Here is a 24,511-nt window from a genome sequence, read left to right as displayed (position 1 = left end):
CTAAACCATAGGAGGTGTTATGCATTGTCCATTTTGTTCTGAAAATGACACAAAGGTCATCGATTCCAGACTGGTCGCTGATGGCCATCAGGTGCGTCGTCGCCGCCAATGCTTGGCGTGTAATGAACGTTTCACCACCTTTGAGAGTGCTGAACTCGTGATGCCAAAAGTGATCAAATCCAATGGTAACCGAGAGCCTTTTAACAAAGATAAAATGGTGGGTGGCATTCAGCGTGCTCTAGAGAAGCGCCCAGTGAGCGCAGACTCTATTGAACTGGCCATCAGCCACATTGAATCTCAGCTTCGTGCCACTGGTGAGCGCGAAGTGCCGAGTGAGATGATTGGTAACTTAGTGATGACTCAACTGAAAGAGTTAGACAAGGTCGCCTATATTCGCTTTGCATCCGTATACCGTAGTTTTGAAGACATTCGCGAGTTCGGTGAAGAGATCGCTCGCTTAGAAGATTAACGGTTTACCCCACTCAACGATAGGTATGGATCACTATGAGTCAGTTTAGCGCTATCGACCATCAAATGATGAGTTTAGCGATAGACCTTGCGAAAAAAGGACGCTTTACCACAGCGCCAAATCCTAACGTGGGCTGTGTGATTACACTCGGCGATGAGATTGTCGGTCATGGTTACCATAAAAAAGCCGGTGAGCCACATGCGGAAGTGCATGCGATGCGAATGGCTGGTGACAAAGCCAAAGGTGCAACGGCCTACGTGACCTTAGAGCCTTGCTCACACTATGGTCGCACACCACCTTGTGCCGAAGGCTTGATTAAAGCAGGCGTCGCGAAAGTGGTGTGCGCCATGTCTGATCCTAACCCACAAGTTGCGGGTCGCGGTTTTGCCATGCTTGAAGAAGCAGGTATTGAGGTGCACGTTGGCTTGCTCGAGCAAGATGCTCGTGCGCTCAATCCGGGTTTTCTCAAGAAGATGGAAACCAAGCGTCCCTTCGTTCAGCTAAAAATGGCAGCCAGCCTCGATGGTCAGACTGCACTTGCGAATGGCAAAAGTCAGTGGATTACTGGGCCAGAAGCAAGAAAAGATGTGCAAGCGTATCGAGCGCAAGCTGGCGCTATCCTATCAACGAGCAAGACCGTCATTGACGATAACGCATCGCTAAACGTTCGCTGGGATGAACTACCAAGTCACGTAAAAGAGACGATAGAGCAAGAGGAGCTTCGCCAACCAACTCGCGTGATTCTGGATCGACATCATCAGCTCACCGAAGAACTTAAACTGTTTCAATCGCCAGGTCCTATTATCCGAGTTGCCAACCAAGGTAGTGACCTTGATATCTCACTGATTAGTGATGAGCAGCTTGATCTCGCGAAAACGCTAGACGCCTTGGCAGCAGAGCATCAGATTAATCATGTTTGGGTCGAAGCGGGTGCAACGCTGGCGAGCTCAATGATGCAAGCGCAACTTGTCGACGAGCTTATTGTTTATTTAGCGCCTAAGCTTATGGGTGCAGATGGTCGAGGACTGATCGGTGCGCTCGGTCTTGAAGAGATGCAAGACGTTATCGACCTCAATATTAAAGATATTCGTTTGGTGGGCAAAGATATCCGTATCGTTGCCACGCCACAGCTAACAAAGAATTAGAAGATGTTTACAGGAATTATAGAAGCCGTTGGCACGTTAAAAGCCATTACACCGAAAGGTGAAGATATCAGCGTGACAGTCGAAGTCGGCAAGCTGGACATGGGCGATGTAAAGCTCGGCGATAGTATTGCCACCAATGGCGTTTGTCTGACGGTTACTGACTTCTCAGAGACGAGTTATCAAGCTGATTTGTCGGTAGAAACACTCAATAAAACCGGTTTTGCTGACTATCGCGTGGGCGATAAAGTAAACCTTGAGAAGGCGATGCTGCCAACAACTCGATTTGGTGGTCATATTGTATCGGGACACGTCGATGGTGTCGGTGAGATTGTTGACCGACAACACGTGGGTCGCGCTATTGAGTTTTGGGTTCAAATGCCTTCTGAGCTGAGTAAATATGTTGCGGAAAAAGGCTCCATTACAGTCGATGGTATTAGCCTTACCGTGAACGATTTGCGCAAAGATGCTTTTAAGCTAACCATAGTGCCGCACACCACCGAAGAGACGACGATCGACCACTTCCAGGTAGGAAGAAAAGTAAACCTAGAGGTCGACGTTCTAGCGCGCTATATGGAGCGTTTACTCAATGCTCAGGCGCAAAGTGAGCCAGAATCTCGACTCACTATGGAATTCTTACAACAAAACGGTTTTGCGTAATATTGCCAAACCAATATAACAACGAGCGCAACAACAGGAACGTGAAATGCCAATTAGTACGCCGCAAGAAATCATCGAAGATATTCGTTTAGGAAAAATGGTCATCCTTATGGATGATGAAGACCGTGAAAACGAAGGCGACCTTATTATGGCCGCTGAGCAGATTACCCCTGAAGCCATTAACTTTATGGCGACACACGGTCGTGGTCTCATCTGTTTAACTATGACCAAAGCGCGTTGTGAATCATTGGGTCTGCCACCTATGGTGCAAGACAACAACGCTCAATACACCACAAACTTCACTGTGTCTATTGAGGCAGCCGAGGGCGTGACGACAGGTATCTCTGCAGCAGACCGCGCTCGCACCGTGCAAGCTGCTGTTGCTAAAGATGCAAAGGCTGCAGACCTTGTTCAGCCAGGTCATATCTTCCCACTTGCTGCGCAAGATGGTGGCGTTCTGACTCGTGCAGGTCACACTGAAGCGGGTTGTGACCTTGCTAAGCTTGCTGGCTTTGAGCCAGCGTCGGTAATCGTTGAGATTCTAAACGACGATGGCACCATGGCACGTCGTCCAGACCTTGAAGTGTTTGCCGAGAAGCATGACATCAAGCTTGGCACGATTGCTGATCTAATCGAATACCGTAACAACAACGAGACCACCATTGAACGCGTTGCCGCATGTCATTTACCAACAGAGTTTGGTGAGTTCGAGCTTGTTACTTATCGTGATACGATCGATAACCAAATCCACTATGCGATGTGTGCAGGAGATTTGACAGCGAAAACGCCGTTAGTACGTGTTCACTTGCAAGACACATTCACTGATATTCTGCGCTCAAACCGTAACTCCGACCGCAGCTGGACGCTAGATAAAGCGATGAAGCGTATTGGTGACGAAGGGGGTGTGTTGGTCATTCTTGGTAACGAAGAGAGTACTGAACTCTTGGTTCATAAAATCAAGATGTTTGAGCAGCAAGACAGTGGCACTGCGCCAACGATGGCGAAAAAGCAGGGCACATCACGTCGCGTAGGGGTTGGTTCGCAAATTCTGGCTGATCTCGGCGTCCACGAAATGAAGCTATTGTCGTCGGCTGATAAAAAATACCACGCATTGGGTGGCTTCGGTCTGACAGTAACGGAATACGTAACCGAGTAATTTATTAAGCCTTTGCTTCTGATAAGCAAAGGCTTTTTCTCATTGAGTCCGCACCTCGTTTTTAAACGCTTTGCTAAAGCCTTGTTTGAGCAAAGTTAGCGGTAGATATTAATAAATGACTTGTGCTAGAATCCGTCGATTCTCGCGCGATGAACATAGTTTATAAGGAAAGCATATGAAAGTTATCGAGGGTGGCTTCCCAGCACCGAACGCAAAGATTGCTATTGTTATTTCTCGTTTCAATAGTTTTATCAATGAAAGCCTATTATCTGGTGCTATCGATACTTTGAAACGTCACGGTCAAGTGAGCGAAGACAACATCACGGTTGTACGCTGCCCAGGTGCAGTTGAGCTACCTCTTGTTGCTCAACGTGTTGCAAAAACTGGCAAGTTTGATGCAATCGTATCGCTAGGTACAGTCATTCGTGGCGGTACACCACATTTCGACTATGTTTGTAGTGAGTGTAATAAAGGTCTTGCACAAGTGTCTCTGGAATATAGCCTACCAGTAGCCTTTGGTGTATTGACTGTTGATACCATCGATCAAGCTATCGAGCGTGCAGGAACCAAGGCTGGTAATAAAGGTGCAGAGGCTGCACTAAGCGCGCTTGAAATGATCAACGTTCTTTCTGAAATCGATTCCTAATGGGGGCCAGTGTGAAACCAGCCGCACGTCGTAATGCACGTCAATTTGCTCTGCAAGCAATTTATTCTTGGCAAATTACTAAAGAAAATGTTGCCACTGTTGAAGAACAGTTCTTATCAGGTGGTAAGTATGATGAAGAAGAGCATCATGCTGCTGAGCCTGCATTGACTGCGCCAGAGACTGACGTTGTATATTTCCGTGACCTACTCACGGGTGTCGCGTTGAATCACACGGAACTAGACAGCAAGCTACGTCCATTTGTTTCTCGTCCAATGCAAGATCTAGATATGATGGAACTTGCGCTACTTCGCCTAGCGATGTACGAGATGACAAGCCGTGAAGACGTACCTTACAAAGTGGTTATTAATGAAGCTATCGAACTTGCAAAAGTATTCGCAGCTGAAGACAGCCACAAATTCGTTAACGGTGTGCTAGATAAAGCCGCACCGCACGTTCGTAAGAAGTAACGAAACAAAGTTTGTCTATTCGTAAAAAGGTCAGCAATTTGCTGGCCTTTTTTATATACTCTTTCCACCTTTTTACTACGAAATCGACACGATGTCTGGTGAATTTAGCTTAATCGACAAGTACTTTGCTCATAAGCAGCAAAGCCGAAAGGACGTTGTCCTGGCTCAAGGCGACGACTGCGCCATCGTTGCACCCTCAAACGGCTCCCACATTGCCATTAGCACTGATACTCTAGTTTCGGGTACTCACTTCCTAGCCGATGCGGATCCTGCACATATCGCCCATAAAGCGCTCGCTTCTAATATTAGCGACCTTGTCGCAATGGGCGCTTCTCCGGCTTGGGTATCCATGGGCATCTCGCTTCCTGAGATGAACGCGTCTTGGCTAGAGCGTTTCTCCTCTGCCTTCTTCAAGCTTGCGGATTACTACGGAATTCAATTAATCGGCGGGGATACCACGAGAGGACCGCTGACGATTACCCTGACCGTCCAAGGGCTAGTGCCAGAAGGCAAGGCACTAACGAGGCATGGTGCTGAATCTGGTGATTGGATATACGTAACCGGAAAGCTTGGCGATGCGAAAGCGGGTCTGGATGTGATTTTAGAGAAGAACATCAGTGGTGACCGAGAGCTTAATAGCGAACTGCAAAGACGCCATTTTGAAGCGACACCTCGAGTGCTCGCTGGTCTAGCGCTGCGCGATATTGCTTCATCCGCCATTGATATTTCAGATGGCCTTATTTCTGATTTGGGGCATATCCTTAAGCGTTCAAACGTCGGCGCAAGATTGAATGTTGCTGAACTGCCGTTTTCTGATGAACTGGTGCGATTCGTCGGTGGAAAGGAAGAAGCGCAGCAGTACGCATTAACCAGCGGTGAAGAGTACGAGCTATGCTTTACAGTGCCTGAAGCAAACCGTGGGCAGTTAGAAGTCGCGCTGAGTACCACGCCATTCACTTGTATTGGGCAGATCACCGGGACTGGTCAGTTAGAACTGCATAACAATGAGGCGCCAGTGAGTTGGCAACTTGATGGCTTCGATCATTTTAAGGGAAATCAATGAGCAATCCTCTCGATCTAATCTCACTTAAAAATCCATGGCACTTGCTAGCAACTGGCTTTGGCAGTGGCTTGTCACCAGTTATTCCAGGCACCATGGGAACCCTTGCCGCGATTCCACTGTATTTGCTGCTAGTTCAACTGCCTCTTAGTGTATATCTCATTGCGGTCGTATTGGCATGCATCATAGGTATCAAGATCTGCGATGTGACATCTCAAGATATGGGCGTGCATGATCACGGCTCCATCGTGTGGGATGAGTTCGCGGGCTTCTGGATTACCATGGCAATCGTCCCAGCGCTTAAGCTGCCCGTCGACGATTGGAAATGGCTGATTACTGGCTTCGTATTATTCCGCTTTTTTGACATGGTAAAACCGTGGCCGATAGGGTGGTTAGATAAGCGCGTGCATGGCGGTCTCGGCATTATGATCGATGACATTGTGGCGGGTGTGATGGCTGCAATTGCGCTCTACCTGGTCGGACATCTCGCGGGCTGGATTTAGTAACCTACTGTTATAAAATGAATTATTCGTGGAGCTTGTCCAAGCTCCACGCAAATGACAAAGCATTACTATACGTTTGACAAAAAATTGCTATTATTGCCCTCCCTTTTTCAGATGTAACAAAATGTATGCTTGGTAATCTACGACTGGTCATTTCCTCTCTTTTGGTAATCCTCAACACAGCGGTGACTGCGGTTGTTGTGTGTACATTTTCCATTATCAAACTTGTCTTACCTTTGAAGCCAATCCAAACTTTGATGACGAGTTTGTCTAACAAACAGATGTGGTTATGGGCGACGCTCAACCTTTGGCTTCTCAACATCAACAATAATATTGATTGGCAAGTTGAGGGTGGGGAAGAGTTATCTCCAGAGCAGTGGTATATGCTGCTGTCTAATCACCTGAGTTGGACGGACATCGTGATCATTACCTCGGTGATGAAAAACAAAATCCCGATGTGTAAGTTTCTTTTGAAGCAAAGCCTGCTTTACGTACCGTTTGTAGGGTTAGCGTGCTGGGGGTTAGATATGCCGTTTATGAAGCGTCATTCTCAAGCCTATTTGGTCAAACACCCTGAGCGTCGTAATGATGACTTCAATGCCATACGTAAAGCGTGCCGTAAGTTTGAACACGTCCCGACCACAATGATCAGCTTTGTTGAGGGTACTCGAGCTAGCTCAGACAAGCTAGCGACGGTAAAGACACCTTATCGCCATCTCCTTAAGCCGAAAACAGGCGGCGTAGCCTTTACGTTGAATGCGATGAATCACTTGCTCGATGGTGTCGTTGACATCACCTTGGCGTACCCAGAGAATCGTGAAAAGCCGTTTGAAGATATGCTAAAAGGAAAACTCACCAAAGTCGTGGTGAAGATAGACGTGTATGAAATGGATGAGAACCTGACCGGCGACTATTTCAACGACAAAGTATTTAAGCGCCGTTTCCATTACTGGCTAAACGATGTATGGAAGCGCAAAGACGAAACACTCGAAGGTATCTATTCACAAGGCTAGCGAATTGTCACAAGGCTAGTTATTTGTGAGATTAGGTCTCGTAAAAAGACACAAAAAATGTCTACCCGAGGGTAGACCTTTTTAATGAGACTAAGACAGTTTTGATACAAACTGAATACTATTAGCAAACTGAAAGCTATTAGGCTAACTGTCTTGGTATGACTCTGCAGCACTTTTCTGCTTCGTTAATAAGCACGGATACTGCATGAGTATGGTAATCATCGCCGCTCTTCCAAACGGTTTCTCCGAATATCTGACACAACTCAAAATCAGAAATAGTTCCCTTCATTTCCTTGTAGGCGACGGCTGAGATGATCTTTTGCTCTAAAGCTTCAGGACAAGATTCAACACGCCAACGACTCACTTGAATATTCGGCAAAGCACACTCCTTGTGGTCACATTTTCGTCATCCAAACCACGATAACACTATGAAAATGTACGATCAAGGTGATCTCACTCACATTTTTAGTGGGGCAGAAGTGTGCTAGAGCTAACTGTCTGTAAATCAATAAAGTTCTGAAGTGAAGCTAGAAAAATAAAGTTTTACCGACAAGCATCTTGCTGATGCCCATAAATGATCACTCAACGGCTACGCTGGTGTCACTTTAGTTTGACGAAACTGTTTTAGCTTGTTGAGTATTGTAGGCGTAAACCATATCAACGAGATGGGTATAGCCAATCGGCTAATCGAGTCGATTAGCGCTAATGTATCACGGTCAGCACCAGCTAACTGAGTCGGTAAAACGAAGACCAGCAACAGGTAGGTAAACGTGGCCATAATCGCATTAAACCACCAAGGATCCTGAGGTTTATATTCGATGACATGTATTGAATCGGTACTCTGATGGGCATCAGGTGTGGGTTGAGTGTCAATGTTTGACACTTGCGAGTTTTGATTTTCCGTAATCATGGATTGTACTTCCTATTCATCCAATGGAGCTCCTCCATTCAAACACTCAAATGATATAAAACAAGCACTATAACTTTAGAACGTAACCGACCTCTTAAAATTAGTAGTGAAGTCGCTACTTGATCAGCAGCATCTCACACAATGCGTGACCCTATTGTTAATAGGCGAGACCTCTCATTATTGAGTAAATATTCTAACGTTGACGTGAACTCTCACTAAACTGATTAAAAAGTCAGCATGTAACTTCAAAAAATAACTACAGTCAGAAAACAACTATAGGGAAATCACAAAGATGACGTATCAAAGGATTGAAGTAAGTCGTTCAGACGATATTGTGACAGTAACACTCAATCGACCAGACAAACTTAATGGCGTCGATATGGCAATGTTTGATGAGTTAATTGATGTCAGTCGTTTGCTCAGAAAAGATCGTCAACTGCGAGCGGTGATTTTGACCGGAGCTGGCGGCAACTTTAGTTCGGGCTTAGATTTCAAATCTATGATGACGCAAAAGAGCAATGCCGTGAGGCTGCTTTTCAAATGGCTTCCCGGCCAATCCAATCGCGCGCAACAAGTTAGTAGTAATTGGCGCAAACTCTCTGTTCCTGTAATCGCAGCGATTGATGGTTATTGCTGGGGAGCGGGTATGCAGATTGCGCTCGGTGCCGACTTTCGTATTTGCTCACCAAACGCGAACTTGTCGATCATGGAATCTAAGATGGGGTTAACTTCGGATATGGCCGGCTCGATAGCACTTAGAGAAGTGATGCCAAAAGACAAAGCCTTGTTAATCTCTATTTGTGGAACTGAGCTTACTGCGCAACAAGCGCTCGAGTATGGACTAGTGACAAAGGTCAGTGATCAGCCAATTGAGGAAGCGTTATCACTCGCTTCCGAAATCACGAAAATGTCGCCTGATGTGAATGCTGCCATGAAGCATATGTACACCAGATACTGGACTGCACCAGCGTGGAAGCTACTCGCTTATGAAACTTATAGTCAAATACGCATTATGCTGGGTCGAAACTTCGGTCGAATGCAAAGCGCATTAAGAAAAAAAACGCCACCTAAGTTTCAACCTAGGCAGCGTTATTGGTAAATCAGTATCGTTAGCGAACGATGGTTTTCACTCCACACTCTCGGCATCGATAAACCTCTTTGATGCCAGAGAGTTTCTGCCAGACGCTGCGTCGGACTCTAACTAGTGATACTGCATGTTTACACTTGCACATGAATGATTCCCAAACGTTGTTATTTTGTGATATTGGTTCAATTTTTATAAGCCGGTACATATCATTACACTTATATACATAGAAGTGAATAGTCTTATGTACTTTTATTGATATCAATTCGGTGTATATAACTGATTGATTTTACGAATCAATATCGCATTTATATATCATGCGTCTAGTTGATGGATTTTGAGGATTTATCAAAACGGTGTGGTAACCGCGATTGGTGCTTACACCAGCAATGTTGCAAAAAGCCTAGGTGTCAACCATATGACAGGATCAATTGGGAAAGTTCGTGCTGTTATGACCATGCTTCAAGGAGAGATCGTGTTTAGTTACGTGGAGAATTGAAGTTGAAGTGACGCTAAACGATTAAGATTTATTCAGCTTTATCAATATTCTGAATGTGGCTTGGTGACCTATTCGCTATGATAGAAGGTATTCCAATTACGCGCACGGTTACAGGGAGCCCGCAGTGAGCGAATTCCAAGATCTGTCAGTTCAAATTGAGCAAATCTCACAGGCAGAAGAGGCACAGCAGCCGCACATTCTCAATCGCTTTATAGAGCAGGGTCTCGACGCATCGTCGATTGCTCTGATCCTTGAAGCCTTCCCAATTGAACAAAGGGTGCGGTTATGGCGTGAACTGCCTCTTGAGAGTCACATTGAAGTATTGACCGAGTCGCGCGGCGAAGTGAGGGTGTCGATTCTTGATGCTTTGTCAGAGACAGAGCTAAGACTCACGCTTGCTAAGCTGGATAACCTATCACTTATTGAATGGGCAGACTCTTTACCAGAAGATATCATTGAAGAAGCGATATCGCTGCTTGAACCAGGTGAACTCGAGCTTTATGACCAAGCCAACGAATACGAAGAAGAAGAGCTGGGTCGCTGGGCGGAGCGTAAGGTTATCGCTATCCCATTCAACATATCTGTAGAGCGTGCTCGAGTTTTAGTTGCTAAATACAATGTCGAATCGGCAAGCCACATCTACCTTATCGACAAGCAGCAACGCTTCCGAGGCATGGTGGACTACATCGATTTACTAAGCGCTGACCCGAAAGCGCGTATCAAACAGTTAGTGCTTGAGCATGTGAACACTCTAAGTGCCAATATGGCGTTAACCGAAGCGGTAGACGCAATGGAACGCTCAGCGTTTGCTGCGTTGCCAGTACTCGATGAACGCAAACGTCTGGTCGGAGAAATCGATTGGAAGTTTGCATTAAGTACCCAGCGTGAAATCTATGAAACGCGCCTTATGGCTGGTACGGGTATGGATGAGGGAGATGATCTATTTGCTCCGATTCTTAAAAGCTCACAAAAGCGTGGTGTGTGGCTGGGTATCAACCTGTTAACTGCCATTCTTGCTTCAGTGACGATTGGTTTGTTTGAGGATGTTATCGCCCAAGTTGTCGCACTCGCAGTTCTCATGCCGATCGTGGCCTCCATGGGAGGAATTGCTGGTAGCCAAACCCTAACACTGATGGTTCGTTCTATGGCCTTAAATCAGATCACGTCAGGTAACCGATTCGCCTTGATCAAAAATGAGTTAGGGATCGGTGCTATCAATGGTTTGTTGTGGGCGGCAATCATTGGTGCAGTTGCCGGGCTGTGGTTCCAGTCTCCTTTACTTGGCGGCACTATTGCATTGGCTATCATCGTTAATATCATCACAGCGGCGCTGTTTGGGGTACTTATCCCATTAATACTCGATAAGCTAAAGCTCGATCCTGCACTTGCTGGCTCAGTTATCTTGACCACAGTGACAGACGTGGTGGGTTTCTTCGCCTTCTTAGGAACGGCAAGTTTGGTGCTATTGTAGGATATGGCTGTCACAGGTTGAAATTTTGTGATTTTTTCGTGGCGATAGGAACAGCTGAACGATAAACGAACCAAGTATAACATTCTGAATTAAAACACTTTAATTGCTTTGTTGTGAGTGGTTATTGAGAAAGTGGGTCTTGAATGTTAATGCGCAGATAGCGCAGCAAAAATGCACCTAGAACCGATTTTGATTGGAGTTATAATCCCGCGCCATTTATTGGTGGCGGGAATGAAAAACCAGCACTGATTGCTGATTTTTTCTAATAATTTCAATCAACTTGCTTGCGCTGTGTTGGCAGTGTGAGTGAGAGGTTTTTAAGCAATGAAACTGATCAAAACAACGATTACTGCAGCACTAATGTCGACAATGCTGACTGGCTGTATCGGTCAAATGGCAACAACGGGTGCACTTATGTATGAAGTAAACCTAAAAGGGGTCGACAACCGTTATGCCCGTGCTGGTCTTTATACTCTGATGTCACCGGTTTACGCGATCACAGCTGCGGCTGACTTGTTTGTGGTTAACTCGATCGAGTTTTGGACGGGCACGAACCCTATTACTAAGAAAAAGGCCGTTGCAGATACGCCAGCTGAGGCGTACATCAAAGTAAACCACAAAGTGGGTAAGCAATTCTCTACCGCACCAGTGAAGCTTTCAAAGCTTGATAACAACACCATGCAAATGGAGTTTATTGACGAGGAAGGTAAAGCTCGTACCCTGGTAGGCGTAAGTGGTGAAGAGTCCGTTGATTTCTATCTAGATGGTCAGTACATCACGACCGCAACGCATCAAGAATTGGAGCAGTACGCCGCTGCGTCATAATCGCTAGTCTGCCTTAGCAACAAACAAGGCCTACTGGGTGCTGATACCGGTAGGCCTTATTACCAATAAATAGGATGTAAAAAAGGAGATTATTGGATTGAGATGATCCTACCACGCATCAACAGAAGCGCTATGACTAGAGCGTGGCAAAATGTAAAAATCGGTATGCAATCTTCTCGATTGAAATACACTGAGACGATTAAGAAGTACGAATCCGCTTTGCTGTTACAATAAGGCCTTGTGTATAGCTAAAACCATAGCCATAACCGTATCCACCATAGCCATTCTCACCACGACCACCTGCCTCTAATAACGCCTTGTAGTCATAGTCACCACTAGTAATTGGCGTGATAGCCACGACCTCATAGCCATCGTGGTTGAGTGTTTCCACGGCTTTTTGCAGATCTTCTGCCAAACGGACACTATCGACTACGGATTTCGAATACCCTGTTTTTCGCCAAACGGGAGAATCACTATAGTCGACAGTCTCATGCTTGCCCACCTCGCAAAACTGAGCGGGTACATGAACAATTCGATTCATCTGATTACCTTACTGCTATTGTTACTCTGATATGCCACATGTGGGTTAGTCTTTGCGCTAACACTCTTAATAGTGGATTGGCGATTCTACCGCACTCTTTTATAAAGTCGTAACAAAATGTCTAATCATTCATAGAGTTAAAAGCAGTAAGTGAGTGATAACGCACAGTTGACGATTAACACAGCTCTCAGTTAGAGCGTCGATTTGGAAACAATACGGCTTACTCGTGAGTAATGCAGACCAAAATACGCACCAATTTGCTTTTGCGTATAACCGCCACTTCTAAATGCCAAACAAATCGCTTCGTCGCGGCTTTGTGCTTGCTGTTCGTATTCCTCTAGAGTCAAAGGGGCTGAGCGTCGTTGTGGCGTGGGGCTATCACTGAGCTCAATATCGCTACCATCTAGGTTAGAAAGATGGCGCTGGATAAACGTTTCATCACCTAAGAAAATCTGTCGTTTCACGTTTTGCCATGGATTCTCATCTTTGCCATCCAAGACAAACTGTTTGTATTTCTCTAGCGCGGCAGATGGACTGCTGTCGAATGACTCTAACGTAGTTTTACTATCAAACCAGGTTGGTGATGGTTTGCTACGGTTTAGATAACACCAACTGCTCCATGGGTAACTTTCTGGATCGACGACCATTTTTGCATGTACTGGGTTTAGCAAAATATCACGGCTAACTGACAAGAAGTAAGCCTCTCGGTCGATCAAGATCGATTTGAAGCGACCTTGGAATAGGTGTCCGCTGTGACCACGTTTGTGATTAAACCTTTGCGTGTAAACGCCATTAAGCTGGCGCATACCGATACTCAGATTGCCATCTGGTGTTTCTAACATCACATGATACTGATTCGACATTAAGCAGTAGCTATGGATCTGCCAATTGTATCGAAGGGCAGTATGCTCGAGCACGTGTAAGAACAGTTCAAAATCGCCCCTATCTTGGAAAATAGGTTGTCCGTCGCTGCCTTTGCAAGTGACATAATACAAGGCGCCAGGGTATTCGATTCGTAGTGGTCTGCTCATTGCGGTATCGGTCATCGTCATGGTTGGAGGTAGGTCTTACTATAGAGGAATCAGATAGAAAGGCAAAAGGCAAGACTTGACCCCTATTAGGTTTTTGATGTGATTCATTGACTAATATGTCAGCACTATTCATAGGACGCGGATAGCTATCACAATTTGCTAGTTAGAATTCACTGACTTCCCAATGGACAGATGCAGAAAGGGGTATGTCGATGACATGCCCCTAGGTTTTCGAATAGATCATTCTGAATGTATTGCGATGGTGGTCGTTACGCGGCAACAGGTTTGTTGAAGTTAACCCCAATGCTCTCGCGAGATTTGCGCTGCCATACTTTCTCGTGGAAGAAGTAGGCGACTGAGTTAATGGCTGGTTCGATTGTTGCCATCAAGCCACCGATAAATGCATCCCCAGTTAGCAAGTAAGTCACAGTGAAGGCAACGCTAAAGTGAATAACGGCAAAGCTAGCGGTCTTCACTTGCGTCATAGACTGTCGACGTTTTAAAAAGGCGACTTTTTGCCACGCTTTTTCGTGTAGGTAGAAAGCGCCTGTGTTGATGGTTGGTTCAATCATGGCGACAAGACTACCTAGCAAAAAGTCACCAGTAAGAGCAAAAGCTACCGTGGTTGCAATCGTGAAGTGGATGCCTGCAAAAGTTATAGTCTTGATCATGACGTTACCCTCATTGAACGCTAATCTGTTTTGATGTAAATATTATTGATAATTATTCTCAGTAACGGAAGTAATTTACCCCTATTATTTTGATAGTTAATTCCTATCAATATTGAGTTATGAATAGTTTTGAGGATGAAGCGTAGAGTGAGTGGTAAATGCTGCCCCCTTAGCATTGCGCGGATTGGGGGCAGTCGTCGTAACGTCGTGAGTAGGCGAGTGCTCGTTTGGTAGTAGTCAGCTATTAGAACACACCGTTCTCGTTGGCAATATCGCCACCACTGATTAGGGAGTAGACTCTCATCGAAAAGTCGAGTGCCTGAATGGAGTCCCAATGCTCGACAATGCGGCCATCTTCGATACGCCAAGTATCGATAATGTTCATCCCTTTTTCATCATTCCCTCGGTCTTCTTTATTTAGTGTCGCGTGGGAATGAAAAATCACATAGTCGCCGTCGACATAGATGTGCTTTACATCATAGCTGTAGTCTGGATATTCCTCGACAAACTCAGTTAGAAACCCAACGAGACCTGTCACTTTATCTGGTAGGTTTCGATTGTGCTGCACATAGGCGCTGTCGTTATAATTCTTCATCACATAATCAAAGTCATGGTCGTTCATCAGGTGCTGTACAAAGTCAGTGATCAGCGCAGCATTGTTGGCTTCTTGCTCAGTCCAGTTTTCCTTCTTCAATGACGCAAGATCTATCGTGACAGAGTCGTTAGACTGCGCAAAAACGGTGGTTGTTGCGACGAGAAGCATAAGTGAAGTAAGTCGTTTAATCATGGTGATCTCCCTTTCTAATGTTGCTTGTTTGGTATAGATTGATAACCATAGTAATTAATAGTAACCTACACTACAAGAAGGCACCTAAAGCTGCGCTGGTTACCTTTTGGTAACTGTTGGAGCAAAACAGGCAAACGAATGGATAGAGGTTGAAGGTCGAAATGGCGAATACAGAGAGACGAGTGTTTTACAACAACAGCGACTGCCCAGTTAGAAATGTGGTCGCACAAATAGGCGATAAATGGTCATTGCTGATCTTATTTGCATTAGTGGATGGATCCGATCGATTTAATGCATTGAAGTCGAGAATCGAAGGGATCTCACAACGCATGTTGACTCAGACATTGCGTGATTTAGAGCGAGAGGGGTATGTGAATCGAACGGTATACCCAGAGGTACCGGTGCGCGTTGAGTACGCTTTGACAGATTTAGGCAGAGATCTCGTCAAGCCACTCTATAACCTGGTTCAGTGGGCGGAAAGTCATCAAGATGAGATTAATCGCTCTCGCGAGGCGTACGACAACCAATAAATCTTATTGGGTGTTAGGTACTTACGGTTGACTTTGTTTGATAGTCAAACTAAATTGATAATCAAGTATTTTGATTGTCAAACAAAGTGTGCCCCATGTCTTTTGAATCTGCACCTCACTCACACAATTTTTCTAGCCATAATCACCAAGGTGAGAAGCGAACTTTTTATGTGCTGCTGCTCACTGTCACCACTATGGTGGTCGAGATCGTAGCGGGAACCATCTACGGATCTATGGCACTGTTGGCTGATGGTTGGCACATGGGCACACACGCTGCCGCTTTTTGTATCACCTTGTTTGCTTATCGCTATGCGAAGAAGCATGAGAACAATGATAGATTCTCCTTTGGCACGGGCAAGGTTAGCGTACTTGGGGGCTATACCAGTGCGATTGCGCTGGGTATTGTGGCGATTATGATGATCGTCGAATCGGTGCACCGATTGTTCAATCCACAGCCGATTCATTTCAATGAAGCTATTATCGTCGCCTTTATTGGTTTGGCCGTGAATGTCGCGAGTATGTTTTTGCTGGGGGATCATCACGACCACCATCATCATGACCATGGGCATTCACATGATCACGGACATGCACACCAACATCACGACCACAATCTAAGAGCTGCTTACCTGCACGTTTTAGCGGACGCGTTGACCTCTGTGCTCGCTATTGGCGCCTTGATTCTGGGTAAGCTCTATGGATGGAATTGGCTAGATGCCTTTATGGGGATCGTTGGCGCCCTGGTTATTGGTAAATGGACGCTAAATCTCCTAAAACAAACCAGCCCTATTTTGCTCGACGAGAGCATTGAAGAAACATATCGAGAAGAAATTCGTGAAGAGCTTGCGCCCTTTGCTGAAGTAGCTGATTTGCATATCTGGAGAGTGAGTGGTCATCACTATGCGGCGGCAATTACCTTGGTGTCTAAGGACTCGCTTTCTTTGCTGGCGTACAAACAAAAGCTGAGCAAGTTTGATAAGATAAGTCATCTCACATTAGAAGTACGTTCGACTTAATGCAGAATCTAGAAACGTTAAACCAGTTGCTGACCGAGTTCTACGACAAGATGTCGTCTTGGGAGCAGTCTGTCGTCAAAGAGACCGGCTATTCATTGGCTCAAGTACACACCATAGAGGTTTTGGGTGTTCATGGAGCCATGCGAATGAAAGAGCTCGCCGATAAACTGGGGATCACTACAGGTACCTTGACGGTACAGGTCGATAAGCTAGTGGCTGCAAAATTGATGGAACGTTTCCCTCATCCGAACGATCGCCGTGCAATTGTGGTTGGGTTGACAGAGGCGGGGCAAGCAATTCACCGTCACCACAACCAATTACACCTCGAGTTAGTTAAAGACATCACTCGCCATTTTGATGAGGGGCAAGAAGCTTTACTTATCTCATGTCTATCGAAGATGAATCACGAGTTCTAATCGGATTTAGAGCCGTTAAATTCTCATTGCTTTTTTAGGCGCTTGGCAGTACATATAGGCAGATCCCACTACTAGGCTTTGTGTGTGAAGCGACCGATAAAGCTCGTCCCATTCCTGCTGACTTTGCTAACGATGCTGCTATTGAGCGGCGTCGCAGAGTCTATTGGTGAGACTACACACTTTTACCAACCTTCGGTGGTGAATCCAGAGCGGGTTCCTGACCTTGCCAATGACAATCAACTACTGCGTCTGTCAACCTGGCGATTGCCACCACAAAAACTTCAATCTCGACCTCAAGATCCTCTGCCTTGGCTGATATTGGTGCTCTCCTTGAGCTCATGGTTTGTGTTTGCGCTTTCAAGAAGGGCGATCCCAAGAAGTTACCTGGCTTTCGCTCACCCTCGACTCGGTGGCTGGCACGAGTCCAACCTTCAGTTTCGCTTTATTCACTCTCGATAGTTCTCAACCTAAACGTTTCATCGATTCATCTCGTTTCGTTTTTTAGTAACTATGTTGGGAGTAACTATGCTGGGAGTAGCTATGCTTGATGCGACCCAAGACGTCTTGATTGCCATTTGGAATCAAGACTTTGACGCGTTGCTGTCGCCTGGTAGCGCGGTGCTGATTTATATCTTAGTGACCATATTTATTGGTCTTGAAAGCAGTTTTTTACCAGCTGCGCCATTGCCTTGTGACAGTGTCGTTGTGTTGGTGGGAACCTTATCTGCCGTAGGGGTTCTTAACCCATTTCTCGCATTCGCGCTGCTCATCATCGCTGCCTCCGTCGGCAGTTGGCTTGCCTATTTGCAGGGACGTTGGCTTAACAAACTTCCCGTTGTTCAAGGCTGGCTGACGAAAGTGCCTGAGAGCAATATGCGCCTGGTCGATAACCTTTTGGGTCGCCATGGGCTAATTGCGCTATTCGTTGCCAGGTTTGTCCCGGGAGTCCGCTCACTTGTGCCTATGGTAATGGGGATTCGTCAGCACCAAGTTCAGCGTTTTCACTACTTCGCTTGGTGTAGTGCAACGCTATGGATTGCATTGTTAGCGGGCGTAGGATTCGTCTTACCTTCATTGCCAGATACCGTGAGTAGAGTCGCGACGATGGTACTGATGGCAGCACCTATTGTGACCCTGTGCGCCGCGATCATCACCTTTGTTACTTGGCGTCTGCGCCGCGTTCTTTCAGGCTATCGAAATAGCCTGAAAAAATCCTAATCAGATGCGCCTTTCGGCGCTATTTACCCATGATATTTGTAGAGATGAGCAACGTCTTAATGGCGTTGCTCGCTAGATTCGTATGCTGAAAGCTCTTAATACTCCAAAAATCGACGTCCTCATCTTGTTGGCGATCGTCTCAATCATGTTGCTTGGTTCACTTACTATCTGGAGTGCCAGCGGTTATAGCGAAGCCACCATGACCAACCATCTCATGCGCTGTGGGATATCCATCTTGTGTGTTGTGATCATGGCGTCGATTCCGGCAAGGCAGTATCGCCGCGTGTCTCCTTATCTTTATCTGCTTACCATTCTACTTTTGATTGGTGTTGTCCTTGTTGGAGATAGTAGTAACGGCTCTCAGCGCTGGCTGAGTATTGCAGGTTTTCGCTTTCAACCATCAGAGTTGGTGAAACTGGCCATTCCCATGATGGTGGCGTGGTTTATACAGCATGAAGGGACGCGACCAACCGGGATTAGGCTACTCGTCGCTATTTTGATGACCGCCATACCAGCGGGCTTGATATTTGTTCAGCCTGATCTCGATGGAGCAATCTTCGGCATCATATACATGCTATTTGTGCTCTATTTCGCAGGCATGAGTTGGAAGATCATTGGTGGCTTTGTTGCCCTTGTTGCCACCTCGATACCGCTGCTGTGGTTTTTTGTGATTGAGGCTTACCAGAAGAAGCGTATTGTGCAGTTTCTTAACCCGCAAAGTGACCCGCTGGGCTCTGGTTATCAGATCATTCAATCGCATATCGCGATTGGCTCTGGGGGCGTGACAGGGAAAGGTTGGATGAATGCCACGCAAAGTTCGCTCGGTTTCATTCCAGAGAGCCATACAGATTTTATCTTCTCTGCTTATGCGGAAGAGTGGGGGTTTCTTGGTTGTGTATTGCTGCTGTTGCTCTATCTGTTTATCACCTTGAGGGCACTTTGGCTCGCTTGTCATTGCCATCACGCCTATAGCCGATTGGTGTGCGGGTCATTGGCACTGAGTTTCTTTTTATATGCCTTTATTAATACAGGAATGGTTAGCGGATTGCTGCCTGTCATGGGAAGTCCATTGCCATTTTTCAGCTATGGTGGCACCGCGATGATCACGCAAGGCGTCTGCTTTGGCATCATTATGTCATTGTGCCGAGCATCGTCGCGTTATGAGTAGTTGGCTTAGTCGTAAGCACCCTTACCATATTGCTCGATGAAGAACTGGTAGTCTAAGTAAGCTTTTCGTACCCGTTCGGGAATGGTTTTCTCATAGACACGGGCATCGTCGATTTTGGCCATGGACCAGCCTTGAAACATGGGATCCTCATAGCAGTTCATGGCTTCGTCACGGGGTTTGGCTAGAAGAATTCGACGGAGGTTTTGTACATGATACCAAGGTGAGCTTTTGCCTCGGAAGTGATTGAGAATTGGGTACTGGATGAGAAAAACCTCACAAGAGACAAGCTGAGCCAGCAAACATTCAGCGCTGTCTCTTTTCTCTTCAGGGTAGTACTTTACGACCTTATTAAGTTCCCGATTACATCGTTCGATCAAGTTGCTCAAATAGTACCTCTAACATCAAGACATCAAGCCCGTTTTAAACGAAAAATTCGCACGCTTGTACAATACACATTAAGACATGGTAAGGCTTATCGCCAGTTCTGTTTTTTTTCGTTTTTATCGAAAAGGAATATTGGAGGACTCAACCCATCACTGTGCATTGGTTGGTTTTGCACAAGATTCATACAATCTACCTCGACTTCACAATACTGTTCTATCGAGGTAACTAACGATGACAACTTCAACACTGACACTGCTTAATCAATTTGAAGACGGCAAAATTTTTGAAACCAACGAAGAGATGCTTTACGTCCTTCAACTGCAAGGCAGTTGGTTCGAGATGGGCCGTCAATATGGTGCGCTAGCGAAAGATCATATGGAGGCGATGTACCAAAAAATCGTTCAACCAGAAATCAATCATGGCTTGATCACGCAAGCTGACGCATTTGAGCTGTTTGGTACTCGCATCTTTAACGCACTGTCACTGCGTCGTAAGCAATATTTCCAAGGTGTAGCCGACGGTGCTGGCTGGCCCGTTGAGAAAGTGGTCGTGCTAGACCAAAGCGGTCCGATGGCTATCTACTTGGGTAAACTGCACTCTTTCTCAGGTTGTTCATCGTTGGCGACTTGGGGAGAAAACACCAAAGATGGCCATGCTCTTGTCGGACGCAATATGGACTGGGCTGAGTTATTCTTGGATTTCCCAATCTACACGACAGTTTATAACCCAACAGATGGCTCTAATGGCATCGTGAACGTGAGCTGGCCTGGTTGGCAGTGGCTAGTAACAGGTTTCAATGACAAAGGCGTTTACACTGACCTGCATGATGGTACGTCAATGGGCGGCAACATTGTCTCTATCGAAAAGCCTTCATTCTTGAACTCTGTGTTCGACTATATGGCTGAGTCTGACTCAATTGAAGCCTTAAGCGCTCGTTTCCAAGCCGCACGTACTGATGTAGCCGCTATCTGGATGCTTGCTGATCAACAAGGTAAAGCATGCGCCTACGAGAACACTATTCAAGAGAACCGTCTACGCTCTGCAGACAAAGGCGCAAGCTCGTTTGTAACAGTGAACACTTTCTTGAACCCGGATTGGGGTCTAGGTCAACGTGAAACACAAAGCTTCTCGCTAAAACGTTTTGATAACCTCAATGCGCGTCACGATGAAAAAGCAGGTCAACTGGATACACAACAAATGCGTGATATCTTCGACCTAACGCTATACAACGAAGATGGCAGCTTTAAAGAAAACGGTGGTGTAACCAAACCAACTAACCAAGATGTGGATCTCACCAACTACCAAATCGTAGCAGACCTCAACGAGCTTCAACTGTGGGTCAAACTACCTGCGCTAGGTGCAGAGAGTGATTGGGCACATGTTGATGTTAAATCACTGTTTATCAATAAGTAACTAGCATAGATAGCTGTTTAATCTCTATCTATCGGTAGTAATTGTCGATCTGCCTTGGTCGGTTTCGGCCAAGGCGGTTTCGTATATTCGTAGTACCTGCCGCTTTTCATTTTCCATACTTAAATGCGATTTCGACGCATTGATCACTGCGTTACGCTTCTCAGATGCTTAATATCACCTTTTCAGGACGAAGATTTTTTAAACAATTTTCATAGTTCATATTGGTGGACTCTTCTAATTATGTTTAGTTTGGTAGGGTTTAGTGCGGATATAAGGATGTATTGTGGACGTTATCGTAATTGGTAGTGGTGTCATTGGTTTAACCAGCGCATGGTATTTAGCAAAAGAGGGGCACTCTGTCACTGTGATAGAGCGCCAAAGCTCGAGCGGCAAAGAGACCAGCTTTGCGAATGCAGGGCAGATTTCTTATGGTTACTCCTCACCCTGGGCTGCACCAGGGATCCCTCTCAAGGCGATGAAATGGCTGACACAAGAGCATGCTCCTTTAAAGGTGAAGCCGTCACTATCGCCTGAGTTGGTTTCATGGGCGACAAAAATGCTCGCCAACTGCAATGAAGAGAAGTACGCCCAGAACAAGTCCCGCATGCTGCGAATAGCGAACTTTAGCCGCGACTGTTTGACGCATTTGAGAGAAAGCGAAAACCTCACTTATGAAGGGCGACAAAAAGGCACGCTGCAGGTATTCAGAGATGAAAAGCAGTTGGACGCTGTTCAAAAAGACATGGTGCTTCTGAAAGAGAGTGGCATTGCGCATAGCTTGTTAAACGTAGAGCAATGCCTAGAAGTCGAAGCGGGACTTGCTGATGTTAAAGACAAGCTGGTGGGTGGTCTTTATCTGCCAGGTGACGAAACTGGAGATTGCTATCAGTTCTGCGTCGCACTCACTGAAAAAGCGCGGCAATTGGGTGTGAACTTTGTCTTTGATACTGAGGTGCATAGCCTTAATCAAAACAACGGCGCACTAACCAGTATTAGTACCAGCAAGGGTGATTTCAAAGCTGACGCTTACGTGGTTGCCTGCGGCAGTTACTCAAGGGCGTTGCTCAAACAAGTTGAGCTGTCGCTGCCCGTCTATCCCGTTAAAGGATACTCGCTGACAGTACCGATTATTAATACAGATAAAGCGCCTACGTCAACGGTAATGGACGAGACCTACAAGGTTGCCATGACCCGTTTTGATGATCGCATCCGCGTTGCTGGTACAGCGGAACTTGCTGGCTTCAACACCCTAATTCCAGAAAAACGAAAAGCCACCATAGACATGGTCATAAAAGATTTGTTTCCGTTTGGAGGCGATTTCTCAAAAGCGGAGTATTGGACTGGGCTAAGGCCCATGACGCCAGATGGGACGCCAATTATTGGTAAGACACCGATTACAAACCTGTTTACCAACACGGGGCATGGTACGCTCGGCTGGACGATGGCGTGTGGCTCGGGGAAGATCTTATCTGAAGTGGTCAGCAAGGGTGACACGACGATTGAATCCAGTGATCTCAATGTTTATCGCTATTTGTCGTAGCAACTGTGGATACATTGCCAGTTGCTTGGTAATGTTTGCCCTAGCTACTGACTTTCTAGCCTTTATAAGAGCGGCCCCTTTAAAGGCTAGACAAGCGTAATCACTCTATTAGCCATTGGATTTAGAATGCAATTACAATCTATCGACAAGCAGTTATATCGCTCACGTCTAAACATCGTCATCGTTGCATGTATTGTCAGCTTAAGTGTCTCTAGCTTAGCGATATCTCAAAGTTTGATATTCGTTTTCCCATCAGAAACGGGCTCACATTTTCATTGGAATCTTCTTGGAGTCGTGGTGAGTGCATTAGGTCTAGGTATTACCCTGCTAAAACTTAAGAATCACCCGAAAATGAAAGAAGTCGTCTATGTGTGGCAGCTAAAGAAAGAGCTTAACCTCATTTACCGAAAGAATAGAAAGTTGCTGGCTGCGGCTGAGCAAGGCAATGCTGATGCCATGTTAGCGCTTCAGTTTAGTTACGAAGGATCGCGTCAGTTGTGGCAACTTGATGATAATACAATCGTAATGACGAGCCTAAATGCAGCGCAGTCAAAGCTGGATGGATTGACCGAAGAGTATAAATTGCAGCTTGATATATCGAACTATCAGTCAGGGCTACTTCGACAATTTTGACAATCACAGCTAAAGCCAAAGAAGGGACACGTACTCCACGCCTCATGGGGTAACATGTCCTTTCTGTCTCTTCGCCACTATTTCTTCACTACCCAATTGAGCAGAAGCAATAGCCCAATCGGGAAAAGCGAAGCAACTAACATCCAGGTCCAGCCTTGGGTAAACAGTACGATTCCAGCTCCCAGTGACCCCGACGCCTGGAAAGCCGTGATTGAAAAATCATTGACCGCCTGAACCTTAAAGCGCTCGCTTGGCTTATACGTCTGAGGCAACAACGATGTTCCACCAATAAACAGGAAGTTCCACCCTATTCCAAGTGCAACTAACGCCCACCAGTAGTGATGCACAGAATGCCCAAGCAATGCGACAGCAATACAAATGAGGAATATCACGCAGCCAAGAGTGATGAGCTTGTAAATACCAATACGCTTTATGATCATAGGCGTAATGAGAGAGGGCAGGTACATCGCCATCACATGACTTTGAATGACCCATTTAGCGCTTTGAATATCGTGTCCATGCCCAGACATTGCCAGCGGCGTGGCTGTCATAAGAAACGCCATCACAGCATACGCCGTTAAGCCTGACCCAATAGCGAGCCACAGCATAGGCTGCTTAAACAAAATGGATGAATCTCTCGCTTCACCATCGTCAGTGTCGTTCTCTTGCACCGTCAAAGGATTCATCGCAACTGCCAATACGGCCGCGCCTATGAGCTCAAGAAACCCAAGCGCCGCATACGCTCTGGCATATTCAGAATCGAACCATGAAATCGCCTGACCTATATTGAGTAGCTCTGGACCCACCCAAGCCGCGGCAATTCCACCCACCAACACTAAGCTAATAACTTGGGGGTGTTGAGCAGCACTCTTGCAGCTTTCAATGGCGGCAAAACGGTACTGCCCAACATAAGCAAGCTGGCTACCAAGTAGAAAGGCACAAACACAGAAACCCCAAAAGCTGCCACTATCAATCGACCAAGCCGCACCAAAAGCACTCACGCTGCTGACCAGTGCCGCTAAAACAAACGCCTGCTTTCTACCTAGCGCTTTTTGAATTTTCGCCGCGGGAAAGATGTTCAGCGATACACCGACAATGAGTGCGGTAACAGGCAGGGTAGCCAGTGTCGGATCCGAATGAAGCTGAGCTCCGACAATACCGCCCAGAAACACATTCAGCGCTCCAACAGACAAAACAAAAGGTTGTACAGCAGCCAGTAACCAGGCATTCCATGGCAATGATTTCATTGGTTCTTTTTTTG

General features: G+C 46.1%; 29 protein-coding genes. 21 read left to right on the top strand and 8 right to left on the bottom strand.

What is annotated here, in order from left to right:
• Positions 1–19 precede the first annotated feature (19 nt).
• From nrdR to yihG, 9 genes are all read left to right on the top strand, one after another.
• Positions 20–469 carry a transcriptional regulator NrdR gene (gene nrdR, locus AC6I8Y_RS12390; protein ID WP_128649373.1) on the top strand — a complete coding sequence of 150 codons (450 nt, stop codon included), beginning with the start codon at positions 20–22 and terminating at the stop codon, positions 467–469.
• A gap of 35 nt (positions 470–504) precedes the next feature.
• Entirely contained in the window at positions 505–1,614 is a 1,110-nt protein-coding gene (gene ribD, locus AC6I8Y_RS12385; RefSeq protein ID WP_394150657.1) for a bifunctional diaminohydroxyphosphoribosylaminopyrimidine deaminase/5-amino-6-(5-phosphoribosylamino)uracil reductase RibD, read from the top strand.
• A 3-nt stretch (positions 1,615–1,617) separates the two neighbouring features.
• On the top strand, positions 1,618–2,271 hold the full coding sequence (locus AC6I8Y_RS12380) for a riboflavin synthase (RefSeq protein WP_394150655.1): 654 nt from the start codon (positions 1,618–1,620) through the stop codon (positions 2,269–2,271).
• Between the two features lie 46 nt (positions 2,272–2,317).
• On the top strand, positions 2,318–3,427 hold the full coding sequence (gene ribBA / locus AC6I8Y_RS12375) for a bifunctional 3,4-dihydroxy-2-butanone-4-phosphate synthase/GTP cyclohydrolase II (protein ID WP_042477632.1): 1,110 nt from the start codon (positions 2,318–2,320) through the stop codon (positions 3,425–3,427).
• A gap of 175 nt (positions 3,428–3,602) precedes the next feature.
• Positions 3,603–4,073, top strand: a complete 471-nt coding sequence (gene ribH / locus AC6I8Y_RS12370; RefSeq protein WP_004415274.1) for a 6,7-dimethyl-8-ribityllumazine synthase — start codon at positions 3,603–3,605, stop codon at positions 4,071–4,073.
• Entirely contained in the window at positions 4,073–4,540 is a 468-nt protein-coding gene (gene nusB, locus AC6I8Y_RS12365; protein ID WP_006069876.1) for a transcription antitermination factor NusB, read from the top strand. Before ribH ends, nusB begins: the two co-directional genes overlap by 1 nt.
• A gap of 91 nt (positions 4,541–4,631) precedes the next feature.
• Positions 4,632–5,603, top strand: a complete 972-nt coding sequence (gene thiL, locus AC6I8Y_RS12360; RefSeq protein ID WP_394150653.1) for a thiamine-phosphate kinase — start codon at positions 4,632–4,634, stop codon at positions 5,601–5,603.
• Complete coding sequence (gene pgpA, locus AC6I8Y_RS12355) at positions 5,600–6,103, top strand: phosphatidylglycerophosphatase A (RefSeq protein WP_394150651.1); 504 nt, start codon at positions 5,600–5,602, stop codon at positions 6,101–6,103. Before thiL ends, pgpA begins: the two co-directional genes overlap by 4 nt.
• A 128-nt stretch (positions 6,104–6,231) precedes the next feature.
• Positions 6,232–7,116 carry a 1-acylglycerol-3-phosphate O-acyltransferase, YihG family gene (gene yihG / locus AC6I8Y_RS12350; protein ID WP_498020271.1) on the top strand — a complete coding sequence of 295 codons (885 nt, stop codon included), beginning with the start codon at positions 6,232–6,234 and terminating at the stop codon, positions 7,114–7,116.
• Positions 7,117–7,255: 139 nt separating this feature from the next.
• Here yihG and AC6I8Y_RS12345 read toward each other — a convergent pair whose 3' ends face one another.
• Both AC6I8Y_RS12345 and AC6I8Y_RS12340 read right to left on the bottom strand, forming a co-directional pair.
• Positions 7,256–7,495, bottom strand: a complete 240-nt coding sequence (locus tag AC6I8Y_RS12345; RefSeq protein ID WP_042477637.1) for a hypothetical protein — start codon at positions 7,493–7,495, stop codon at positions 7,256–7,258.
• 210 nt (positions 7,496–7,705) lie between these two features.
• A complete protein-coding gene (locus AC6I8Y_RS12340; protein ID WP_394150645.1) occupies positions 7,706–8,026 on the bottom strand; it encodes a hypothetical protein in 321 nt (106 codons plus the stop codon).
• A gap of 292 nt (positions 8,027–8,318) precedes the next feature.
• On the opposite strand from AC6I8Y_RS12340, the gene AC6I8Y_RS12335 reads away from it, so the two are divergent.
• From AC6I8Y_RS12335 to AC6I8Y_RS12325, 3 genes are all read left to right on the top strand, one after another.
• Positions 8,319–9,125, top strand: coding sequence for a crotonase/enoyl-CoA hydratase family protein (locus tag AC6I8Y_RS12335; RefSeq protein WP_394150643.1), 807 nt, complete (start codon positions 8,319–8,321; stop codon positions 9,123–9,125).
• A 608-nt stretch (positions 9,126–9,733) separates the two neighbouring features.
• The gene (locus AC6I8Y_RS12330; protein WP_498017830.1) at positions 9,734–11,080 is read left to right on the top strand and encodes a magnesium transporter; all 1,347 of its coding nucleotides are present in this window, start codon (positions 9,734–9,736) and stop codon (positions 11,078–11,080) included.
• A gap of 324 nt (positions 11,081–11,404) precedes the next feature.
• A complete protein-coding gene (locus AC6I8Y_RS12325) occupies positions 11,405–11,905 on the top strand; it encodes a DUF3332 family protein (RefSeq protein ID WP_042477647.1) in 501 nt (166 codons plus the stop codon).
• Between the two features lie 199 nt (positions 11,906–12,104).
• Here the strand turns inward: AC6I8Y_RS12325 and AC6I8Y_RS12320 are convergent, their stop codons facing one another.
• The 4 genes from AC6I8Y_RS12320 to AC6I8Y_RS12305 all read right to left on the bottom strand — a co-directional run bounded on the left by AC6I8Y_RS12320 (position 12,105) and on the right by AC6I8Y_RS12305 (position 14,935).
• Positions 12,105–12,446 (bottom strand): hypothetical protein, encoded by a 342-nt coding sequence (locus AC6I8Y_RS12320; RefSeq protein WP_128649367.1) that lies wholly within the window; start codon positions 12,444–12,446, stop codon positions 12,105–12,107.
• 191 nt (positions 12,447–12,637) lie between these two features.
• On the bottom strand, positions 12,638–13,477 hold the full coding sequence (locus tag AC6I8Y_RS12315) for a transposase (protein WP_498020270.1): 840 nt from the start codon (positions 13,475–13,477) through the stop codon (positions 12,638–12,640).
• Between the two features lie 269 nt (positions 13,478–13,746).
• On the bottom strand, positions 13,747–14,148 hold the full coding sequence (locus AC6I8Y_RS12310) for a DUF2061 domain-containing protein (protein WP_394150636.1): 402 nt from the start codon (positions 14,146–14,148) through the stop codon (positions 13,747–13,749).
• A gap of 244 nt (positions 14,149–14,392) precedes the next feature.
• On the bottom strand, positions 14,393–14,935 hold the full coding sequence (locus AC6I8Y_RS12305; RefSeq protein ID WP_394150634.1) for a nuclear transport factor 2 family protein: 543 nt from the start codon (positions 14,933–14,935) through the stop codon (positions 14,393–14,395).
• A gap of 161 nt (positions 14,936–15,096) precedes the next feature.
• Here AC6I8Y_RS12305 and AC6I8Y_RS12300 point away from each other — a divergent pair, with 161 nt between their 5' ends.
• From AC6I8Y_RS12300 to rodA, 6 genes are all read left to right on the top strand, one after another.
• On the top strand, positions 15,097–15,465 hold the full coding sequence (locus tag AC6I8Y_RS12300; RefSeq protein ID WP_128649366.1) for a winged helix-turn-helix transcriptional regulator: 369 nt from the start codon (positions 15,097–15,099) through the stop codon (positions 15,463–15,465).
• 95 nt (positions 15,466–15,560) lie between these two features.
• Positions 15,561–16,478, top strand: a complete 918-nt coding sequence (gene dmeF / locus AC6I8Y_RS12295) for a CDF family Co(II)/Ni(II) efflux transporter DmeF (RefSeq protein WP_498020269.1) — start codon at positions 15,561–15,563, stop codon at positions 16,476–16,478.
• A complete protein-coding gene (locus AC6I8Y_RS12290) occupies positions 16,478–16,894 on the top strand; it encodes a MarR family winged helix-turn-helix transcriptional regulator (RefSeq protein WP_394150630.1) in 417 nt (138 codons plus the stop codon). Before dmeF ends, AC6I8Y_RS12290 begins: the two co-directional genes overlap by 1 nt.
• Positions 16,895–16,978: 84 nt before the next feature.
• Entirely contained in the window at positions 16,979–17,353 is a 375-nt protein-coding gene (locus tag AC6I8Y_RS12285) for a hypothetical protein (protein WP_252011549.1), read from the top strand.
• A gap of 81 nt (positions 17,354–17,434) precedes the next feature.
• Positions 17,435–18,112, top strand: a complete 678-nt coding sequence (locus AC6I8Y_RS12280) for a DedA family protein (RefSeq protein WP_498021508.1) — start codon at positions 17,435–17,437, stop codon at positions 18,110–18,112.
• A gap of 82 nt (positions 18,113–18,194) precedes the next feature.
• Positions 18,195–19,280, top strand: coding sequence for a rod shape-determining protein RodA (gene rodA / locus AC6I8Y_RS12275; protein ID WP_394150627.1), 1,086 nt, complete (start codon positions 18,195–18,197; stop codon positions 19,278–19,280).
• Positions 19,281–19,285: 5 nt separating this feature from the next.
• On the opposite strand, the gene AC6I8Y_RS12270 is transcribed toward rodA, so the two are convergent.
• On the bottom strand, positions 19,286–19,666 hold the full coding sequence (locus tag AC6I8Y_RS12270) for a hypothetical protein (RefSeq protein WP_394150625.1): 381 nt from the start codon (positions 19,664–19,666) through the stop codon (positions 19,286–19,288).
• Between the two features lie 229 nt (positions 19,667–19,895).
• On the opposite strand from AC6I8Y_RS12270, the gene AC6I8Y_RS12265 reads away from it, so the two are divergent.
• The 3 genes from AC6I8Y_RS12265 (at position 19,896) to AC6I8Y_RS12255 (ending at position 23,250) form a co-directional block, all read left to right on the top strand.
• A complete protein-coding gene (locus AC6I8Y_RS12265) occupies positions 19,896–21,077 on the top strand; it encodes a C45 family autoproteolytic acyltransferase/hydrolase (RefSeq protein ID WP_498020268.1) in 1,182 nt (393 codons plus the stop codon).
• A 283-nt stretch (positions 21,078–21,360) separates the two neighbouring features.
• Complete coding sequence (locus AC6I8Y_RS12260; protein WP_498020267.1) at positions 21,361–22,617, top strand: D-amino acid dehydrogenase; 1,257 nt, start codon at positions 21,361–21,363, stop codon at positions 22,615–22,617.
• Positions 22,618–22,743: 126 nt separating this feature from the next.
• On the top strand, positions 22,744–23,250 hold the full coding sequence (locus tag AC6I8Y_RS12255; protein WP_498020266.1) for a DUF3087 domain-containing protein: 507 nt from the start codon (positions 22,744–22,746) through the stop codon (positions 23,248–23,250).
• Between the two features lie 77 nt (positions 23,251–23,327).
• Here AC6I8Y_RS12255 and AC6I8Y_RS12250 read toward each other — a convergent pair whose 3' ends face one another.
• On the bottom strand, positions 23,328–24,497 hold the full coding sequence (locus AC6I8Y_RS12250) for an MFS transporter (RefSeq protein ID WP_498020265.1): 1,170 nt from the start codon (positions 24,495–24,497) through the stop codon (positions 23,328–23,330).
• Positions 24,498–24,511: the final 14 nt, after the last annotated feature.

This window comes from Vibrio sp. KUL78 (assembly GCF_059725505.1).
This window is presented reverse-complemented; position numbering and strand designations above follow the sequence as displayed.

Excerpts from the sequence above, each read along its gene's own strand:
- AC6I8Y_RS12380 (WP_394150655.1), top strand. The coding sequence starts at position 1,618 with ATGTTTACAGGAATTATAGAAGCCGTTGGCACGTTAAAAGCCATTACA.
- AC6I8Y_RS12255 (WP_498020266.1), top strand. The coding sequence starts at position 22,744 with ATGCAATTACAATCTATCGACAAGCAGTTATATCGCTCACGTCTAAAC.
- rodA (WP_394150627.1), top strand. The coding sequence starts at position 18,195 with ATGCTGAAAGCTCTTAATACTCCAAAAATCGACGTCCTCATCTTGTTG.
- nusB (WP_006069876.1), top strand. The coding sequence starts at position 4,073 with ATGGGGGCCAGTGTGAAACCAGCCGCACGTCGTAATGCACGTCAATTT.
- AC6I8Y_RS12310 (WP_394150636.1), bottom strand. The coding sequence starts at position 14,148 with ATGATCAAGACTATAACTTTTGCAGGCATCCACTTCACGATTGCAACC.
- AC6I8Y_RS12325 (WP_042477647.1), top strand. The coding sequence starts at position 11,405 with ATGAAACTGATCAAAACAACGATTACTGCAGCACTAATGTCGACAATG.
- AC6I8Y_RS12290 (WP_394150630.1), top strand. The coding sequence starts at position 16,478 with ATGCAGAATCTAGAAACGTTAAACCAGTTGCTGACCGAGTTCTACGAC.
- yihG (WP_498020271.1), top strand. The coding sequence starts at position 6,232 with ATGCTTGGTAATCTACGACTGGTCATTTCCTCTCTTTTGGTAATCCTC.
- AC6I8Y_RS12300 (WP_128649366.1), top strand. The coding sequence starts at position 15,097 with ATGGCGAATACAGAGAGACGAGTGTTTTACAACAACAGCGACTGCCCA.
- AC6I8Y_RS12280 (WP_498021508.1), top strand. The coding sequence starts at position 17,435 with ATGCTTGATGCGACCCAAGACGTCTTGATTGCCATTTGGAATCAAGAC.
- ribBA (WP_042477632.1), top strand. The coding sequence starts at position 2,318 with ATGCCAATTAGTACGCCGCAAGAAATCATCGAAGATATTCGTTTAGGA.
- AC6I8Y_RS12335 (WP_394150643.1), top strand. The coding sequence starts at position 8,319 with ATGACGTATCAAAGGATTGAAGTAAGTCGTTCAGACGATATTGTGACA.
- ribD (WP_394150657.1), top strand. The coding sequence starts at position 505 with ATGAGTCAGTTTAGCGCTATCGACCATCAAATGATGAGTTTAGCGATA.
- dmeF (WP_498020269.1), top strand. The coding sequence starts at position 15,561 with ATGTCTTTTGAATCTGCACCTCACTCACACAATTTTTCTAGCCATAAT.
- AC6I8Y_RS12305 (WP_394150634.1), bottom strand. The coding sequence starts at position 14,935 with ATGATTAAACGACTTACTTCACTTATGCTTCTCGTCGCAACAACCACC.
- AC6I8Y_RS12250 (WP_498020265.1), bottom strand. The coding sequence starts at position 24,497 with ATGAAATCATTGCCATGGAATGCCTGGTTACTGGCTGCTGTACAACCT.
- nrdR (WP_128649373.1), top strand. The coding sequence starts at position 20 with ATGCATTGTCCATTTTGTTCTGAAAATGACACAAAGGTCATCGATTCC.
- pgpA (WP_394150651.1), top strand. The coding sequence starts at position 5,600 with ATGAGCAATCCTCTCGATCTAATCTCACTTAAAAATCCATGGCACTTG.
- thiL (WP_394150653.1), top strand. The coding sequence starts at position 4,632 with ATGTCTGGTGAATTTAGCTTAATCGACAAGTACTTTGCTCATAAGCAG.
- AC6I8Y_RS12320 (WP_128649367.1), bottom strand. The coding sequence starts at position 12,446 with ATGAATCGAATTGTTCATGTACCCGCTCAGTTTTGCGAGGTGGGCAAG.
- ribH (WP_004415274.1), top strand. The coding sequence starts at position 3,603 with ATGAAAGTTATCGAGGGTGGCTTCCCAGCACCGAACGCAAAGATTGCT.
- AC6I8Y_RS12315 (WP_498020270.1), bottom strand. The coding sequence starts at position 13,477 with ATGAGCAGACCACTACGAATCGAATACCCTGGCGCCTTGTATTATGTC.
- AC6I8Y_RS12340 (WP_394150645.1), bottom strand. The coding sequence starts at position 8,026 with ATGATTACGGAAAATCAAAACTCGCAAGTGTCAAACATTGACACTCAA.
- AC6I8Y_RS12265 (WP_498020268.1), top strand. The coding sequence starts at position 19,896 with ATGACAACTTCAACACTGACACTGCTTAATCAATTTGAAGACGGCAAA.